22 protein-coding genes are annotated in these 18,415 nt (G+C 35.4%); 1 reads left to right on the top strand and 21 read right to left on the bottom strand.

The window, feature by feature from the left end; all coding sequences use genetic code 11:
* Nucleotides 1–6 precede the first annotated feature (6 nt).
* The 12 genes from glmU to metG all read right to left on the bottom strand — a co-directional run bounded on the left by glmU (nucleotide 7) and on the right by metG (nucleotide 10,910).
* A complete protein-coding gene (gene glmU, locus DN394_RS06260; RefSeq protein WP_098705639.1) occupies nucleotides 7–1,386 on the bottom strand; it encodes a bifunctional UDP-N-acetylglucosamine diphosphorylase/glucosamine-1-phosphate N-acetyltransferase GlmU in 1,380 nt (459 codons plus the stop codon).
* Nucleotides 1,387–1,709: 323 nt separating this feature from the next.
* A complete protein-coding gene (spoVG, locus tag DN394_RS06255; RefSeq protein ID WP_000454042.1) occupies nucleotides 1,710–2,003 on the bottom strand; it encodes a septation regulator SpoVG in 294 nt (97 codons plus the stop codon).
* 152 nt (nucleotides 2,004–2,155) lie between these two features.
* Nucleotides 2,156–2,530 carry a RidA family protein gene (locus DN394_RS06250; protein WP_000869826.1) on the bottom strand — a complete coding sequence of 125 codons (375 nt, stop codon included), beginning with the start codon at nucleotides 2,528–2,530 and terminating at the stop codon, nucleotides 2,156–2,158.
* A 124-nt stretch (nucleotides 2,531–2,654) separates the two neighbouring features.
* A complete protein-coding gene (purR, locus tag DN394_RS06245; protein ID WP_046954525.1) occupies nucleotides 2,655–3,503 on the bottom strand; it encodes a pur operon repressor in 849 nt (282 codons plus the stop codon).
* 54 nt (nucleotides 3,504–3,557) lie between these two features.
* Nucleotides 3,558–4,427 carry a 4-(cytidine 5'-diphospho)-2-C-methyl-D-erythritol kinase gene (gene ispE / locus DN394_RS06240; protein WP_000772096.1) on the bottom strand — a complete coding sequence of 290 codons (870 nt, stop codon included), beginning with the start codon at nucleotides 4,425–4,427 and terminating at the stop codon, nucleotides 3,558–3,560.
* 196 nt (nucleotides 4,428–4,623) lie between these two features.
* Nucleotides 4,624–4,803: an acid-soluble spore protein SspF gene (gene sspF, locus DN394_RS06235; RefSeq protein ID WP_001985066.1), complete on the bottom strand. Its 180-nt coding sequence runs from the start codon at nucleotides 4,801–4,803 to the stop codon at nucleotides 4,624–4,626.
* A gap of 91 nt (nucleotides 4,804–4,894) precedes the next feature.
* Nucleotides 4,895–5,155: a biofilm formation stimulator Veg gene (veg, locus tag DN394_RS06230; RefSeq protein WP_000044349.1), complete on the bottom strand. Its 261-nt coding sequence runs from the start codon at nucleotides 5,153–5,155 to the stop codon at nucleotides 4,895–4,897.
* Nucleotides 5,156–5,393: 238 nt separating this feature from the next.
* Nucleotides 5,394–6,257, bottom strand: a complete 864-nt coding sequence (gene yabG / locus DN394_RS06225) for a sporulation peptidase YabG (RefSeq protein WP_001173738.1) — start codon at nucleotides 6,255–6,257, stop codon at nucleotides 5,394–5,396.
* Nucleotides 6,258–6,367: 110 nt separating this feature from the next.
* Nucleotides 6,368–7,246: a 16S rRNA (adenine(1518)-N(6)/adenine(1519)-N(6))-dimethyltransferase RsmA gene (gene rsmA, locus DN394_RS06220; protein ID WP_000651555.1), complete on the bottom strand. Its 879-nt coding sequence runs from the start codon at nucleotides 7,244–7,246 to the stop codon at nucleotides 6,368–6,370.
* Nucleotides 7,243–7,800 carry a ribonuclease M5 gene (rnmV, locus tag DN394_RS06215; RefSeq protein ID WP_000692830.1) on the bottom strand — a complete coding sequence of 186 codons (558 nt, stop codon included), beginning with the start codon at nucleotides 7,798–7,800 and terminating at the stop codon, nucleotides 7,243–7,245. The genes rsmA and rnmV overlap by 4 nt, the downstream gene beginning before the upstream one ends.
* 194 nt (nucleotides 7,801–7,994) lie before the next feature.
* Nucleotides 7,995–8,762 carry a TatD family hydrolase gene (locus DN394_RS06210; protein WP_000895836.1) on the bottom strand — a complete coding sequence of 256 codons (768 nt, stop codon included), beginning with the start codon at nucleotides 8,760–8,762 and terminating at the stop codon, nucleotides 7,995–7,997.
* A 165-nt stretch (nucleotides 8,763–8,927) separates the two neighbouring features.
* Complete coding sequence (gene metG, locus DN394_RS06205; RefSeq protein ID WP_149293679.1) at nucleotides 8,928–10,910, bottom strand: methionine--tRNA ligase; 1,983 nt, start codon at nucleotides 10,908–10,910, stop codon at nucleotides 8,928–8,930.
* 521 nt (nucleotides 10,911–11,431) lie between these two features.
* On the opposite strand from metG, the gene DN394_RS06200 reads away from it, so the two are divergent.
* Nucleotides 11,432–11,716, top strand: coding sequence for an AbrB/MazE/SpoVT family DNA-binding domain-containing protein (locus tag DN394_RS06200; protein WP_000843039.1), 285 nt, complete (start codon nucleotides 11,432–11,434; stop codon nucleotides 11,714–11,716).
* 20 nt (nucleotides 11,717–11,736) lie between these two features.
* Here the strand turns inward: DN394_RS06200 and rsmI are convergent, their stop codons facing one another.
* The 9 genes from rsmI to DN394_RS06155 form a co-directional block, all read right to left on the bottom strand.
* On the bottom strand, nucleotides 11,737–12,612 hold the full coding sequence (gene rsmI / locus DN394_RS06195; RefSeq protein ID WP_000267812.1) for a 16S rRNA (cytidine(1402)-2'-O)-methyltransferase: 876 nt from the start codon (nucleotides 12,610–12,612) through the stop codon (nucleotides 11,737–11,739).
* A complete protein-coding gene (locus DN394_RS06190; RefSeq protein WP_000414343.1) occupies nucleotides 12,581–12,871 on the bottom strand; it encodes a GIY-YIG nuclease family protein in 291 nt (96 codons plus the stop codon). The genes rsmI and DN394_RS06190 overlap by 32 nt, the downstream gene beginning before the upstream one ends.
* On the bottom strand, nucleotides 12,858–13,598 hold the full coding sequence (locus DN394_RS06185) for a tRNA1(Val) (adenine(37)-N6)-methyltransferase (protein ID WP_088079977.1): 741 nt from the start codon (nucleotides 13,596–13,598) through the stop codon (nucleotides 12,858–12,860). Before DN394_RS06185 ends, DN394_RS06190 begins: the two co-directional genes overlap by 14 nt.
* A 121-nt stretch (nucleotides 13,599–13,719) precedes the next feature.
* Nucleotides 13,720–14,073 (bottom strand): DNA replication initiation control protein YabA, encoded by a 354-nt coding sequence (yabA, locus tag DN394_RS06180; RefSeq protein ID WP_000412057.1) that lies wholly within the window; start codon nucleotides 14,071–14,073, stop codon nucleotides 13,720–13,722.
* 14 nt (nucleotides 14,074–14,087) lie between these two features.
* Entirely contained in the window at nucleotides 14,088–14,915 is an 828-nt protein-coding gene (locus DN394_RS06175; RefSeq protein WP_000272429.1) for a PSP1 domain-containing protein, read from the bottom strand.
* A 5-nt stretch (nucleotides 14,916–14,920) separates the two neighbouring features.
* The gene (gene holB / locus DN394_RS06170) at nucleotides 14,921–15,904 is read right to left on the bottom strand and encodes a DNA polymerase III subunit delta' (protein ID WP_046954526.1); all 984 of its coding nucleotides are present in this window, start codon (nucleotides 15,902–15,904) and stop codon (nucleotides 14,921–14,923) included.
* A gap of 35 nt (nucleotides 15,905–15,939) precedes the next feature.
* On the bottom strand, nucleotides 15,940–16,566 hold the full coding sequence (tmk, locus tag DN394_RS06165) for a dTMP kinase (RefSeq protein ID WP_097917657.1): 627 nt from the start codon (nucleotides 16,564–16,566) through the stop codon (nucleotides 15,940–15,942).
* Nucleotide 16,567: 1 nt separating this feature from the next.
* The gene (locus DN394_RS06160; protein WP_097917656.1) at nucleotides 16,568–17,989 is read right to left on the bottom strand and encodes an aminotransferase class I/II-fold pyridoxal phosphate-dependent enzyme; all 1,422 of its coding nucleotides are present in this window, start codon (nucleotides 17,987–17,989) and stop codon (nucleotides 16,568–16,570) included.
* Nucleotides 17,990–18,061: 72 nt separating this feature from the next.
* Nucleotides 18,062–18,241, bottom strand: coding sequence for a sigma factor G inhibitor Gin (locus tag DN394_RS06155; protein WP_000647291.1), 180 nt, complete (start codon nucleotides 18,239–18,241; stop codon nucleotides 18,062–18,064).
* Nucleotides 18,242–18,415: the final 174 nt, after the last annotated feature.

Genomic DNA, 18,415 nt, shown 5'->3' with positions numbered 1-18,415 from the left:
TCCACATTATGATTTTTTCTTATTCAGCAATTGATCAACATAGTCTTCTTTGTTAACTTGACGTGCACGTGCTACAGATAATGCTTTTGATGGAACATTCTCTGTAATTGTAGAGCCTGCTGCCACATAAGCACCATCTTCAACTGTTACAGGAGCGACAAGGTTTGAATTACATCCAATAAATACCCCGTTACCAATCACAGTTTTGAATTTATTCTTACCGTCATAGTTCACCGTAATTGAACCACAACCAAGATTCACGTCTTCTCCAACTTGTGCATCCCCGATATAACTTAAGTGTGAAGCTTTACTTCTATTACCAAAAACAGTTTTTTTGATTTCCACGAAGTTTCCAACGCGTACTTCATCTCCAATAACTGAATCTGGGCGAATATGTGCAAATGGACCAACCGATACTTCTGTACCAAGTTTACTATCATGTACAGTAGATTGTCGAATTGTCGTACAATCTCCAATTTCACTATCGCGAATTACTGTGTGCGGTCCAATTTCACAATCAGAACCAATTACAGTATTCCCCTCAATAATTGTTCCTGGATGAAGAACTGTATCACTACCGATAATTGCATCAGCAGAAATATACGTGTTACTTGGATCAATAATTGTAACACCATTTACCATGTTTTTACGGTTGATACGGTTTTTCATAATAATTTCCGCTTGCGATAGAGCGACTCTGTCGTTAACACCTAACGTTTCATCGAAGTGCTCTGTTTGATAAGCCGATACGATATGACCTTCATTTTTTAAAATCTCAATAACATCTGGCAGGTAATATTCACCTTGTACGTTATCATTTGAAACTTTAGAAAGTGAGGCGAATAAAGCTTTATTATCAAAACAATACGTACCTGTATTGATTTCTTTAATAGCTAATTCTTTCTCATTTGCATCCTTATGCTCAACAATCTTTTCAACATGACCATTCTCATTACGAACGATACGACCATATCCAGCAGGTTCTTCTATGTAAGCTGTTAGCACCGTTGCCATTGCCCCTGCTTCTTTATGTTGCTGAAGCAATGCTTCCATCGTTTCAGCAGTTATTAGCGGCGTATCACCACAAATAACTAAAGTTGTTCCTTCTTCATTTGCAAGTACACTTGCAGCTTGATCGACAGCATGTGCTGTACCAAGTTGTTCTGCTTGTAATGCAAACTCACTTACGTTTCCTAGCTGTTCTTGTACCATTTCAGCACCATGTCCTACGACTGTTACAAGTTTCTGCAATCCTAATTGCGTTACTTGATCGACAACATGTTGTACCATAGGTTTTCCACATACAGGATGAAGCACTTTGTATAGCTTAGACTTCATACGTGTGCCTTTGCCTGCAGCTAGAATCACTGCAAATCTGTTTGACATATAGACCCTCCATCGCAACCTATTTATCCATTAACGATATTATCCTAAATCATCATATATTTCAAGAAACACATTTTAACTATTAAATTTTACCATAATTCTTATACGATGTTTTACTCTTTAGTATCTTTTTTAAGAAATAAGCTATACTATTTAAAATGATTTTGAAAAAATTAGAAGTTTTCCTCTTCACTTTAATAAATTCAGAATTTTCCGTACGAAAATAGATAAAACCACAAAAAAAAACAAACTCCTGTAAATGCTTACAGGAGTTTGTTGCAAAATTATAGGGATTTCTTTAAAAAGCCCTTTTCATTCGAATTTTACGAAGCACCCGCTTCTTCAAACTCAACCTCTTCTAACTCGCCTAAACGATGATACTCTGTTAAAACCGCATCTTGAATTTTAGAGCGTGTATTAGAATTAATTGGATGTGCAATGTCACGGAATTCTCCATCTGGAGTACGTTTACTTGGCATTGCTACAAATAATCCATTATTACCATCAATTACACGAATATCATGAACAACAAATTCATGGTCTAGAGTAATAGAGGCAATTGCTCTCATGCGGCCTTCTGTGTTTACGCGGCGTAATCTTACGTCAGTCACTTCCATCTTGTGTTCACCACCCTTTTCTAAATAAGCGATATATTTGTATAAATTCCACAAAATTTCTATTTTCCCTTTAATTTTTTAAAAATTTTTAAGATAAAAATTTTTAATGTAATTGAATATAGAGATTAGTGGAGGTTATCGCTTACAAAAGATTACTTAACTAGGGCAATTACTTCGATTTCAATTGAAACATCTTTCGGTAATTTTGCTACTTGTACACAAGAACGAGCTGGCTTATGAGTAGAGAAATAAGAGCCGTATACTTCATTAACAGCATTAAAATCATCCATATCTTTTAAGAATACTGTTGTTTTTACTACTGTATCAAATGAAGCACCTGCTTCTTCTAATACCGCTTGTAAATTTTGAAATACTTGCTCTGTTTGTACTGTCACGTCTCCTGCTACAAGCTCTCCACTTGCAGTTAACGGAATTTGTCCTGAACTGTAAAACATATTATTTACAATAATCCCTTGTGAATATGGTCCAATTGCTTGTGGTGCATTGCTTGTTTGAACAACTTTCATATTTTTTCACCCTTTTATTATTTATTTTTACTCTTTAAAAATAGTGCACGAAAAGCAGTTTGTCCATCTATTTTATAATTTATAAATAGAATAAAAAAAAGATAAAGCGATCTGCTTTACCTTTTTACTCAGCCTCTACAAGCCCTTCATCAAATGGTGCCAGTGAATAATTTCCCTTTTCCACTTGAATCGCTTTTTCTTTCACATCAACTTCTGATAGACGAATTAATGATACAAAATTATTAATTAGTCGTTCTTCAATATCCGTGGATTCTACTAATACACCAATACCAACAACATTAGCCTTAAACTCTTCTAACATACTCATCATACCCTGAATTGTCCCGCCAGCTTTCATGAAGTCATCAATAATTAAAACATTTGATCCCTCTGGAAGGCTACGCTTTGCTAACGTCATTGTTTGAATTCGCTTAGAAGAACCTGATACATAGTTAATACTAACAGTTGGGCCTTCTGTTACCTTATTATCTTTCCTTGCAATTACTACCGGTACATCTAAGTAATTTGCCACCGCATAAGCAAGTGGAATCCCCTTCGTTGCCACCGTCATAACCGCATCAATTGATTGCCTAGCAAAAACAGAAGCAAACAAACGACCTGCGCCATTAATATGGCGAGGATTACTTAAAAGATCTGTCATATATAAGTAACCACCAGGCAAAATACGATCTGGATTTTCAAATAAGCTACAAAGCTCACCAATAATTAAATCTGCCTCTTCCTCACTTATATATGGTATATATTTCACTCCTCCTGCTGCTCCTGGTACCGTTTGCAATGTGCCGACCCCTTGTTGTTCAAACGTTTGCTTAATAATAACTAAATCTTCACTAATGGAAGACTTAGCTGATTGATACCTTTCAGCAAAAAAAGTGAGAGAAACTAGCTGACGAGGGTTTTGTAACAAGTAATACGTCATATCGACTAATCTTGTACTTCGTCTAATTTTCATACTCTCACCTCAAATCACGAATATTCTAAACAAATCATAACGTATTATACGTCTTTATTCAAGCGTTTCTCGCTCTCCTAATAAACGTACTGCGTATACTTGTTCACAAAATCCTTTTAATCCGTTATATATACGATGCATTCGCGAATCATGGTGCACAAGACCAAATACGGTTGGGCCACTTCCACTCATTAATACGGCATCCGCCCCAAATCGCTTCATCTGTGCCTTAATACGTGCAACTTCAGGATGCATCGCAAACGTTACATCTTCTAAAACATTACCAACAGTATCACAAATCCCTTTGTAGTCCCCAGCATTTATGACGTTAACCATTTTATCTACATTTGGATGTGTAACTCGATTTAACTTTAAATTTCCATACACATCAGCAGTAGATACACCAATATGGGGTTTTGCTAAAATAACCCAACAAGAAGGTGGAGTTTTTATGTGCTCAATTTGCTCTCCTCTTCCAGTGGCAATTGCTGTCCCACCATATACACAAAACGATACATCTGATCCGATTTTTGCGCCAAGCTCTGCTAACTGATCAATTGTAAGCCCTAAATTCCATAATTTATTAAGGCCACGTAATGTCGCCGCTGCATCACTACTTCCACCTGCTAATCCAGCTGCTACTGGAATCGTTTTTTCAATAGTAATAGATACGCCTTTTTTCACATTAAACTTCTCTTTTAATAATTTCGCTGCTTGATAAGCTAAATTTCTTTGGTCGTCTGGGACATACCGATTATGGGATAAAATTTCAATACGGTCTTCTGCTAATTCCATTAGTTCTAAACGATCCGCTAAATCAATTGTTGTCATAATCATTTTCACTTCATGATATCCGTCTTGTCTTTTTCCCAGTACATCTAACGACAGATTAATCTTTGCTGGTGCTTTCACTAGTAGCTTCAATCTATTCACCCACTCTATGTACTCAATCTTTTATCGTTTATTTTACCATAAATTTATAGTAAGACGATGACACTTCCCTAATTATAACGAAAAGCATTCAGAATGAAACTACTTATGTAAAATGATGGCACCTTTTCGAGTACAAAAAGCCGAGGAATCACTCCTCGGCTACCGTAGCATAGAAAGTATCTTACAACTACTGGTTTTGTTTCATTAATTGCTGTTCTGCAATTTCTATAGCACGTTTCACCATGTTACCAGCATCTTTCGCACGAATTCCGCCCCAGCCTTCTTTCTGAACAACATCATAAAAGCCTAGCTCTTTTGCAAGCTCTTCTTTAAATTGATTTGACATGACACCTCTTCGTCTACTCAATGCAGAGTCCCTCCTTATTTTGCTACGGTATAATTAGTATGCAAAATAATATAGCTTTTCATTTGTGGGAATATATGTAACGATACATGAATTATAAAATCACTTCATTATGAGGTTCACCATAAAACGTTAACTCTACTGTCTCTGTTAAAACATCCGCATAGCTATATGATACACGTTGCAACGCATCTTCTTGCTGATCCAATTGTACAACAAAAACAGAACGGTACGTTTCTGCAAGTACACCTGATTGTTCTACTGTTTTTCTTCTCCCACTATTTGCCTTTAACATCAGTCTCTGTCCAAGATGGTGATCTAATTCGCTTTTAATTTCATCTAAACGTTTTGACATATACTTCGTTACACCTCGCTGTAATTTAGATTGAACACTTAAAACACGATATATCTATCCCAATTATTAACCGCAACTCACAGACAATATCATTATAAAAGCATCATGCGTTCAAATAGATAGAAGAAATACTATATTGTAAAAGTATCATTATATAGTCTGCGCGTTCTTGTCTCTTTTTATCCAAGCTGATTTAAATCCTTCCCATACAAAAAAGCAAGATACATATGTACCTTGCTTATTCTTCATAATGTTGAAAGGGTAATCCAGTTCGTAAAATCCCCCTTGTCTCAATCCCGCCAAGTCCCTTTTCGCCGGTAATCGTATTACGTACAACATCCCATACATTTACTCTTTCCATAAATGACGTAAAACTAATTTTACCAACCACATATACAGGATCTAGTGCGTGAATATTAATTCTAGATGGTGAACTAGCAAAGTTAGCACCTGCTCGAATTAATGCTTCAAAGTGTGATTGGCATGCCCCAGCAAAAATAACGAGTTGATCCAATGATGGATATTTTTTTCTCACTTCTCGAACAGCCTGTACAAAATGCCTTGAATGCCTATATGCTGCTAAATCTCCCTTTACCCCTTTTGATTTTGTATATGCATCGTGCCCCGTAATAACTAAAATGTCTGGACGGAAATGATCTATTAAATCTACTACCTTTTCATGCATCTCTGTTTCTTTACAATGAATACCTTGTACAGGAACACCAATTTTATTATATAAGTCTAAGCACTTGCGCAAATATAACGGGTCCCCATCTATATGCAATACACGTCCTGGCATTTGAAAATAATTCACCTCACTTGTATATCCACCCGTTGAAGTGTGTTCATGCCTTTGTTTCATTAATACATAATCTTGTTGAAACAAACGATACGTACGCTCCATCGTTTCTTTCTCACGCTTCGCTCTTTTTTTATGCTCTCGTTGATCTATACTAATTAAATCTTCAAGTGGCGCATCTGCCACCAGTCTAATTTCCTCTCCAAATAATATAGCTATCTCGCCTTTTATTTCTATAATACGAAAAAGGATATCCCTATTATGAGAATATCGTTCCACTAATTCTCCAACATGTAAAGCCATTCTCCTACCTCCAAACTCGTTAGGCCATCTTACCTGTTTTTAAAGTATGAATGTAGGAGAGGAAAGGTGACAAAAGGGACAGTTCAAGTTGAACTGTCCCTTTTCTATTCTTATGACAATTTATGAAGAACTAATGCATTACTTAATGTTGCAAACTCCTCTATAGATAGCGTTTCGCCTCTTCGTTTTGGATCAATTCCTACTTCTGTTAAAATTCGATCCAACAGCTCTTTATCTTTCGGGAAACCATTTAAATTATTTGATAAATTATTCATTAAAGTTTTACGACGCTGTGCAAAACTTGCTCGTACTACTTCAAAGAAGAATGTCTCATCTGTTACTTCTACAACTGGTTTCGGGCGCTTTAGGAGACGAATAATCGCAGAATCAACATTTGGTTGTGGCACAAACACTGTACGTGGTACAGTCATAACTGTTTCTACCTCTGTATAATACTGAATAGCAATGGATAAAGAACCATACTCTTTCGTTCCAGGTTTAGCAGCTAAACGATCTCCAACTTCTTTTTGCATCATAACAACAAATCCACGAACCGGTAATTTCTCTTCCAACAATTTAAATAAAATTGGCGTTGTAATATAGTACGGTAAGTTCGCTACTACCATTACATCTTGCCCTTCCTCAAATTGCTCACTAAACACCTCATGTACATCTGCCTTTAGTACATCTTTATTTATAACTGTAACGTTGCTATATGGCGCTAACGTCTCATCTAAAATCGGTAATAATCTCTGATCAATTTCAAAAGCCACTACTTTTTTAGCACGCTTCGCTAATTGTTCTGTTAACGCACCGATACCTGGTCCAATTTCAATTGCACCACTTTCTGAACCAATTTCAGCGTGATCGACAATACGATTTAATACATTCGTATCAATTAAAAAATTTTGTCCTAAACTTTTTTTGAATGAAAATCCATACTTTTCAACAATGTCTTTCGTACGATTTGGCGTTGCGATATCCTTCATTTTCTTTCCTCCTGTATGACTTGCTTATAAGCTTCTGCAAACGATTCTTTTGAAACTTGAAACATTTGTAAACGTTTATGTAACTGTTTTGCGTTTGTATAACCAATCTTTAATAGCTTACCCATTCTTTCTCTGCGACTCTTTGCCATTTCTCCGCCCACTAAGCCTGCATCGACTAAATCGCTCCAACTAATTTCACTTGTGTAAGCTTCCATTTCTTCATGTATATTCTCTAAAGCACGGCGAATTGATTCATTAGAAGCATGTTCAATCCCGACACCCTTTTTCCTTTTGGCAAGTGCTTCTTCCTTCGGTAAAAAAGCATGTTTACATCCAGGCACCTTATCAGAAATAATTTTTCGAATACGCTCTCCAGGATAATCCGGATCTGTGAAAATAATAACGCCCCGTTTTTGTAGCGCTAATTTAACTTGCTCAATAACATGATCACCGATTGCTGAACCGTTTGTTTCAATTGTATCCGCATCAACAGCACGCTTAATCGCAACTGTATCATCTTTACCTTCTACAACGATAATCTCTTTAATTTTCATGCTTGCCTCCACACTCGTTTCGTCTCTACTTAGTAAAACAAAAAAATGACGACTTTTCCATTATTATTTTCCCCATTCTTACATTTTAAAAAATAGAATGTCCAAAACTTTGTTCTCTCTTCTTATTGTAACACTTCCTCATTCGCCCTTATTTTTTCACAAAAATAAAAAAGAATGGGTTCTCCCACTCCTTTTTATTCAACACCAAATAAAGCTTTTGCATTTTTTGTTGTTATTTCTGCTACTTCCTCATAAGAAATTCCTTTTAAATTCGCAATTTCTTCTGCTACGAGTTTTACATAACTCGGTTCATTTCGTTTTCCTCGAAATGGATGTGGTGTTAAATATGGACAATCTGTCTCTATTAACAATTTCTCTAATGGAATCTCCACAGCAACTTCTTTCGGCTTCTTAGCATTTTTAAATGTAACTGGTCCGCCTAACGAAATTAAAAAGTTCATATCAACACATCGCTCTGCTACTTCTACGCTGCCGCTAAAGCAATGCATAATGCCTCCCACTTCAGCTGCATTCTCTTCTTCTAGAATATCAACAATATCTTGAGTTGCATCGCGGTTATGTATAATAATCGGCAATTTCACCTTTTTGGCTAATGCAATTTGTTTACGGAATACTTCCTTCTGTATTTCTTTTGGAGACTTATCCCAATGATAATCTAATCCCATCTCTCCAAGTGCAACGACTTTAGGATGAGAAGCAAGTTCTTCTAACCAAGCTAGATGTTCTTCTGTCATGTCAATTGCATCAACTGGATGCCATCCAACTGCAGCGTAAATAAAATCATAAGTTTCAGCTAATTCAATCGCCTTTTTTATCGTTACTTCATCAAAACCAACAACAACTGTATAGGTAACTCCCGCTTCTTTCATTCGTGCAATAACCTCTTGCAAATCTTCTTCAAATTGCTCTGCATTCAAATGTGAATGTGTATCAAACAACATAATACATAACTCCTTTTATATTGAAATCAAGTTTATTCTAAAAAATAAGCTCTTTAATAACTTAACGATAACAATACTATAATTTTAATGCAAAAATAGAGAGTGTAAAAAGAAAAAAGACGCTTCACACATGTTACACGTGAAACATCTCTTTTCTTGTCTTAATTACTTGATTTTTGTACCGTTTGGTAGATTTTGGTCGATTGATGCTAATGATAATACGCCATTCTCTTCACCCGCTAAAATCATACCTTGTGATAATTCACCGCGTAATTTTACAGGTTTTAAGTTTGTTACACAAATAACCTTTTTACCTTTTAGGTCTTCCGGCGAATAGAATTTTGCAATTCCTGAAACAACTTGACGCTTTTCTGTACCTAAATCCAGCTGAATTTTTAACAACTTATCTGCTTTTTTCACAGGTTCAGCTGATAGTACTTCAGCTACGCGTAATTCTACTTTAAAGAAATCATCAATTGTAATTTCTTCTGCTTTCGGTTCTTCTTCTTTTTTCTCTTCTACTTTAGGAGCAGAGCTTTTCATTTGTTCTTTAATGTACCCTACTTCTACTTCCATTTCTAAACGAGGGAAAATCGGGTTTCCTTTTTCTACTTTTGTTCCAGCTGGAATACAGCCAATTGTAGATAGGCTTTCCCAAGATTTATGTGCCTCTTCAGTAAGTCCAAGTTGAGCAAACATCTTACTTGGTGCTACTGTTAGGAACGGCATAAGCATAATACCTGTTTGACGAAGCACCTCTGCTAAGTGAGCCATTACAGAAGCTAATTTTTCACGATCATTCTCATCTTTCGCTAATACCCATGGTTGTGTTTCATCAATATATTTATTTGCACGGCTAACCAATTGCCAAATTGAGCTTAGCGCTACAGAGAATTCCATATTCTCCATTGCCTCTTCTACTTTTTTCAATGTATCTTTTGCAAACGTTACTAACGTTTCATCGAATTCCGTTACATTAGCTTTAAATGCAGGGATTTCTCCGTTAAAGTACTTATCAATCATAGCTACTGTACGATTTAATAAGTTACCTAAGTCATTTGCTAAATCGAAATTAATGCGCTCCACAAATCCTTCTGGTGTGAATACGCCATCAGATCCGAATGGAACTTCACGAAGTAAGTAATAACGTAATGCATCTAATCCGTAACGATCGATTAAAGTAACTGGATCTACTACGTTTCCTTTTGACTTACTCATCTTTCCATCTTTCATTAAAATCCAACCATGAGCAAAGATTTTTTTCGGAAGAGGTAAATCTAATGCCATTAAAATGATTGGCCAATAAATTGTATGGAAACGAACGATTTCTTTTCCAACTAAATGTACATCAGCTGGCCAGAATTTCTTATACATCTCTTCATTTTCTGTTCCATAACCTAATGCTGTAATGTAGTTAGATAATGCGTCAACCCATACGTAAATAACGTGTTTCGGATTACCTGGAACACGAACTCCCCAGTCAAATGAAGTACGAGAAACAGCTAAATCTTCTAGGCCTGGTTTAATGAAGTTATTAATCATCTCATTCTTACGAGACTCTGGCTGAATGAAATGTGGATTATCTTCATAGAATTTTAATAGTCTGTCGACATATTTACCCATTCTAAAGAAATACGATTCTTCACGAACAAGTTCTACATCATGACCACTATCAGGGCTTTTTCCTCCAACTACTTTTTCACCTTCCATAATTGGATCTACTAATTGATGCTCTGTATAGAATGTCTCATCTTGTACAGAATACCAACCTTCATATTCATCAAGATAAATATCACCTTGATCTACTAGTTGCTTGAAGATTTTTTCAACAACATCTTTATGACGATCTTCAGTTGTACGAATAAAATCATCATAAGAGATATCCATTTTCTCCCAAAGATCTTTAATTCCTGCAACAATGTTATCCACATATGCTTGTGGTGTAACATTTAATTCTTCTGCTTTCTTTTGGATCTTCTGTCCATGCTCATCAGTTCCTGTTAAATAATGAACATTGTATCCTTGCATACGCTTATATCGTGCCATCGCATCTCCTGCTACTGTTGTATAAGCATGTCCAATGTGTAATTTTCCACTTGGATAATAAATTGGGGTAGTAATATAAAAGGACTTATTTTCCTCTGTCATTGTTTTGGACCTCCCGGATAACCTCATATGTATTTATAAATAGTATATCAAAAACTTATATATAAAGTGAAACTTTAATCTGTGGGGGTTTTGTTCACTCCCGCGGATTATTTGCCCGCACCAATCAGGCTTTTACGAGCAATCCGACTCCAACTTAACTTCTTTGCTCCAGCCAAATTTTAAATTTAGAATCTTACTGCTTGGCAAATAGCGGGATAAAAACGAGTTAATACTTAATATCTTTATCATCTATTGCTCATATTTCAAGAAAATATACAGTCCTTACTTACAATCTATAAATTTTTCTGAAAATAAAGTGAAATAATAGTAGAAATTACTCTCATTCTATTATATATAAGAAGTAAGAAATCTATAAATCTTTTTAAAAAATATAGAATTAAAGAATTGACGGAAATGTAAATGATTGGTATCATATGTCCATAGGGTATTTTGTCGAAAAATGACGAATCTAGAAAATAGACTCGAAACTTATAAACTATTTCTTTAGGAGGAAAAGAATTATGAAATCTACTGGTATCGTTCGTAAAGTTGATGAATTAGGTCGTGTAGTAATTCCAATCGAATTACGCCGTACTTTAGGTATTGCAGAAAAGGATGCTCTTGAAATCTACGTTGATGACGAGAAAATCATCTTAAAAAAATATAAGCCAAACATGACTTGCCAAGTAACTGGTGAAGTATCTGATGGTAACCTATCTTTAGCTGAAGGTAAAATTATCTTAAGCAAAGAAGGCGCTGAGCGAATCTTAAACGAACTTCAAGATTATATCGAAACAGCAAAATAAGCTTCTCAATTATGAGAAGCTTATTTTTTATCGACATGATAGATTTGATATACATCGCGTTTCGACAAATCTCGATCTTTAGCGACTGTTTTTATTGCCTCTTTTGAATTCATACCTTTTTCGTTTATATAATGTTCAATATGATCATATACCGAAATAGATTCCCACCATTGTTCTTCCGGGGTAGGTTCTTCCGTTGAACCAGCTACTAAAATACAAAACTCGCCACGAACTTCATTTTGTTTCGTCCACTCAATTGCTTCCTCAACTGTTCCACGAATAAATTCCTCAAATTTTTTCGTTAACTCTCGACATAATACAATTTCTCTATTTCCCAACACTTCTTGCATCGAGATTAAAGTATCATCTAAACGATGGGGTGCTTCATAAAACATCATTGTAGTTTGTACATAACGAAGCTTCTCTAACTCCATTTTTCTTTCTTTTTTATTTCTTTGTAAAAATCCATAGAAATAAAATTGTTTTGTTTCAAGACCTGATGCAATTAATGCTGTAAGGGCTGCATTTGCCCCAGGAAGCGGGATTACATGATACTGTTCTGCTACAGCCTCGACAACAATATCGTAACCTGGATCGGAAATACAAGGCATACCAGCATCACTAACAAGTGCTACAGTCTTTCCTTCGTCTAACTTCCCTAATATTTTCTTACCACTTACTTCCTTATTATGCTCATGGTAACTCATAACGGGGGTTTCAATTTCGAAATAATTACAAAGTTTTTTCGTTTGTCTCGTATCTTCAGCAGCAATTAAATCAGCTTCTTTTAAAATTCGGATTGCACGAAATGTCATATCTTCTAAATTTCCAATAGGAGTTGGTACTAAATATAAAACTCCCTTTTCATTTTGTTGAAAGCTTTTTTGTTGCCACATAGCGTTCTCCTTTTTGCATATATTCTTCTTTTTGTTTTCTATTTAACTGCTTAAAATAATACTCTGCTTGCATAGCTGTACGCTTATCTTCATGAAATTCTATGTATTTTAAAACAACAGGAAGTCTAGCACGCGTATACCTAGCACCTTTTCCACTATTATGGGTCTGAATCCGCTTCTCTATATGATTTGTATATCCAGCATAATAACTTCCGTCAGAGCACTCTACTACATAAAAACAATGCTTATTCTTCTCCATATAAAATTGAACGAATCTCCTTTGTATATTCATTATTTGCTTCATATACAAAAAGAGGGGGCAATATTTTCAAATCTGCGTTTCCATCCTTAATTCCTTCAATTAACAATGTATTCGCTTCTTTCCCTGCCTTAGGATAAACAAATCGCACACGCTTTGGTTCAATTTTGTATTTACGCATTAATGTAACAATATCTAGCAAACGACCTGGACGATGTACAAATGCTACTTTCCCACCTTGCTTTACTAACTGACTACTTGCAGATACAACATCCTCTAATGTACACATAATTTCATGACGAGCTATCGCTAAATGTTCATTCATATTTTTCTCAGAAGTTGCAGGTGTTTGAAAATAAGGGGGATTACATGTAACTACATCATATTGATGACGTCCAAGTTTCTCCGGCATATCTTTCAAATCCCCATGTATTAAGTGAATTCTTTCTTCTAACTTATTGTATTGAACGCTTCTGATTCCCATATCATATAAACGTTCTTGAATTTCTACACCTGTAATGTTTCCCTTTGTTCTTGTACTTAATAAAAGGGGGACAACTGCGTTACCTGTACACAAATCAAGTACATTACCTTTTTGAATCGGCACCCAAGCAAAGTCTGCAAGTAAAACAGCATCTAACGAGAAATTGAATACCGATGGGCTTTGTACAATCTTCATATCTTGCGCTAATAAGTAATCTAAACGTTCATCTTCATATAAATTCATATGTTACTCCTTTTCTTACACTTAACCTACCCTATTTCATCTTCTACTAATAAAAAAACATATTTCATTCTACTCTCATGTATAAAAAATTACCTTTCCAATTATCATTGGAAAGGTAATTTCACTTTTTATTTAAAAATGACAGGCAGAATAAACAATCTCCCTCTTTACGTACACTTCCATAATGCAGATTACAAATATGAAAACCTTCTTGATATAGCCTTGCTAAATTATCATAGCCTTCGCCAATATCAGTTGTCTTCGGCTTCACTTCTTTACGTTTTTGAGTTTTTTGTTTTTCCTTAATCTGCACTTCTTCAAAGCGGTGTCGCAAATTTTCATTTTCCATTTTTATATGTTGGTTCTCTTCTAACAACTCTGCAAGATGTTGTTTTAATTCTCCCAACTGTTTGTATAAATGTCCAATTTGCTCTTCCATACTAGAAACCGATGCAAAAATATCTTTTTTCTCCACAAGCACCCACCTCATTAATCTGTGGTTTGACTCGAAACGACCCCTTTATTCACTAACTCATCTAACGTATATTCTACTATCCGTTCCTTGTCTACTAGTTCCACTTGAATTAATCTTTCTAAAATATTTAATCCGATAACACGGCCAGTACCATGCGGGGTTTGTATACGTTGATCTAAATCAGGAAGTTGTTCCTTTGCTGCCTCATATTCATCATTCTCATATTTTAAGCAACACATTAAGCGACCACATAAACCAGAGATTTTTGCAGGATTTAATGATAAATTTTGATCCTTTGCCATCTTAATGGATACAGGTTCAAAATCTCCTAAAAAAGTAGAACAACAAAGCATACGACCACACGGACCAATACCACCAAGCATCTTCGCTTCATCACGAACACCAATTTGTCTTAGTTCAATTCTTGTCCTAAAAATTGCCGCTAAGTCCTTCACTAGTTCGCGGAAATCAATCCGACCATCCGCAGTAAAGTAGAAAATAATCTTATTGCGATCGAACGTATACTCTACATCTACAAGTTTCATATCAAGATTATGCTCTACTACCTTTTGCTGACAAACTTGATATGCTTCTTTTGCAGCATGTTTGTTCTCTTCAACAATGGTACGATCATTTTCATTTGCAATACGAATAACCTTTTTTAGCGGTAATACAACGTCGTTTTCATCAACTTGCTTTTTGGTAATAACTACTTTTCCGTACTCAATACCTCTTACTGTTTCTACAATTACAAACTCATTTTCAGAGATATCGAACTGATTCGGATCGAAGTAATACACCTTTCCGGCCTTCTTAAAGCGAACACCTACTACATCATACAAAACGGTCATCCCTCCTGCAACCGCAACACTAACTGTTCGAACACAAGCTGCGCATTTACATTAGCGTTGATTCTATTTTTTGCCTCTAATATATTAAAGAGAGCTGATACAATGCGCTTCTGAGCATAGGAGAAAGATTCAAACATCTCTTTCTGCTCATGAAAAACAAGACGATCTTCTTCTCCAAGTTGAACATATAATAAATCCTTATAAATAAGGAGCAACATATCTAAACCTTGCTGTAATTGTTCTTTCTCTCTAAAGTGTTTCCCCCATTTTTCTTGTACAAAAAAAATAGAGGCTTTATCCTTTTCGAGCGCTTCACATAATTTTATCACTAAAGCTCGTGCTTGTGCAAACCATTCATCACTACATAAAGCTAAAGCTTCATCAAAACTATTCGTGAGTTGCGCAGCAAGTGTCGATAAAGATGCCGTAATACCTTCATCCTGTAATCTTCTAATTAAAGATTCCGTAGGTAACGGTCTAAATGTAACAACTTGACAGCGAGATAAAATCGTATTTAAAATTTGATGACTTTGTTCAGTAAGTAAAATAGCTGTTGTATCACTACTTGGTTCTTCTAAAAATTTTAAAAGTGTATTCGCTGCATTTGCTGTCATACGATCTGCGTGCTCAATAATATATACTTTTTTATTTGCTTCTAATCCTGTTTTTGAAAACTCTTCTTGTAAATCATGAATTTGCTGTTTCTTAATAGATAATCCGTCTGGTTTTACAATATGTAAGTTAGGGTGGTTACCTGAATCAATTCGCTTACAATTTGTACATACGTGACAAGGCTCTACCCCATTCCGCCCAGAACAGAGGAAACTCTTTGCCATTTGAATTGCCGTTGCAAACTTTCCAGTCCCTTTCCCTCCCTCTAACAAGTAAGCGTGGGATATACGCTCTTTTGCAATGCTATTCATCAACATTTTTACACCGATGGGTTGTATAGCAGAAAGCTGCTCCCACGTCTTCGTCATAATGCATACCTCACTTATTTCATTCTTTCCTTCTATTATAACAATTTATCTTCTATAATCTTAACAACTTCTTCTATAAGTTTTTCCATTGGTTGATCAGCATTTACCAATACAATACGATCTGAGAAACGTTCTACAACTTGTAAATATCCTTCACGGACACGTTTATGGAAAGAGATATCTTCCATATCTAATCGATTTACTTCACGTCCTGCATCTTTTTCAATGCGAGCTAAACCAATCTCTGGTTCAATGTCTAGGTAAATCGTTAAACTAGGCATACAGTCCTCTGTTGCGAAACGATTTATTTCAAATACTTTATCCATACCTAACCCTCTTGCATATCCTTGATACGCTAAAGAGCTATCTATAAAACGATCACATAATACAAGGTAGTCCTCGTTAAGTGCCGGCATAACCTTTTCCACCAAATGTTGTCTACGTGCAGCAGCATACAGAAGCGCCTCTGTACGTGCTTCCATCATCGTATATTCTTGTTTATGTAAAATTGTTCTAATATCCTCTGAAATTGCAATGCCACCTGGTTCTCTCGTCGCCATTACCTTTTGTTCTTTTTGTTCAAAGTACGGCAATAAACTTTTAATTAACGTTGTTTTACCCGAACCTTCTGGACCTTCAATTGTTACAAATAATCCCTTCATCCTAAAACCTACTTTCTATATCATACACTTTCATATATTTCGTGCTACCTTGAAAACGAGCGCCTGATTGCTCTAAATACATAATTTGCTCTTTATGTTCTGAAGTAATTCTTTCTCCATACATAATCAATGGAATTCCAGGTGGGTACGGAATTACCATTTCTGCCGCTATCATCCCAACTGCTTCTTCTACAGATACTACTTTTGTTTCATATCCTTCCAGTTGTTTATATGTATACGGTAAAGGAGAAAATTCTCCTTTATAAGTATAACGAATAGATTCCTTCTTGTCTTTCACCTCATAATATTGCAATGCCCCTCGGATCATCTCTATAGCCTTCATATACTCCTTATTTACTTGCAAGGGCAAAATAAATAGGACATTATACGGATCCGCCATTTCTGTATATATACCGACCTTTTCAAATACAGACTGTAATTCGTACCCTGATAACTGACAACGTGTCTGTACAGTAACCTTTAAATGGTCTTGTAATGGATACTGTAAAATAGCTATTTGTGGAATAGAACACAATTCATCTTTAAATCCCCGTAAAAACTCGACTATTTCATCATGTCCCTTTTCTTTTATACGTGCTATTGTAAAGCGTGCAATATCAAGAGAAGTCATAATTGGATACGATGGACTACTAGATTGTAGCATACTTAAATAGGTAGAAACTTTTTCTTCTTTTACTAAGCGACTATTTATATGTAAATAGGACCCCATTGTCATCGCGGGTAATGTTTTATGTGCAGAATGAACTACAATATCTGCACCATATGCTAATGCTGACTTTGGAAATGCCCCTCCTAAACAAAAATGAGCTCCATGTGCTTCATCTACTAAAACGGGGATTTTATGTGCATGTGCATAAGCAATGCTTGCCTCCAGATCCATTCCCATACCATAATAATTAGGATGCGTTAAAATGAGTGCTTTAGCATTTGGATATTTTTCAATTGCTTCCTTAATAATTTCATCATGAATTCCCACTGGTACATTATAAGCTTCATCAATCCATGGATCTAAAAAAATTGGATTTGCGCCCGCTAATTTTAAACCATTAATAATTGATTTATGACAATTTCTTTGTACAAGAACAATATCATGTTCCCCACAACAAGACAAAATCATTGCTAAGTTCCCTACTGTTGAACCATTAATTAAAAAATAACTTTTTTTCACTCCATATACATCAGCTAATAACTGTTGTGCCTCATCTATACATTCAAACGGACTATGTAAATCATCTAACCCCGACAACTCAGTTACATCGATAGATAGTATATCTTTAAACTCCCCTACAGCTTCCTGAGGGAAGTTTAAACCATTTTTATGACCTGGAACATGAAAGGATAACGGCCCTCTTTCTTTAAACTCTGTTAATGCCTCATATAAAGGTATGCGATTTTGATTCATCTATATCTCTTCCTTATCATTTCATTCTTCCTCTATTATACAGAACAAAAAAAATAATAGGCATATGCCTATTTAAAAATATGATACTTCTAATTTCCGAAGCTGTTTTAAATAATATATATACTTCGGATCATTTGTCTCCGTATTCACCATATCCTTTTCACATTCATAACATATTAAATTATTATAAACATATATCCCTTCTTTTCTTTCTGTCTCACAAACAATACAAACTTCATTTTGTGCTTTCATAACCTTCCCTCCCTATTTAAATGGACATATTTTATACTTCTATTCCTTAACAATTTACAGAAAAATATACATCCACCTCTTATATAATATGATTAACCCTTGGGCAACGTGTTTGTATTACCATTACTTCTTTTTTCGTACTGTTTGAAAACAGAAAAAAACACAAGTCAAAAG

This window comes from Bacillus sp. BB081 (genome assembly GCF_008368895.1).
Taxonomy (GTDB): Bacteria; Bacillota; Bacilli; order Bacillales; family Bacillaceae_G; genus Bacillus_A; species Bacillus_A wiedmannii.
Note: the sequence above shows the minus strand (reverse complement) of the source record. Positions and strands in the feature narration are given on the sequence as shown.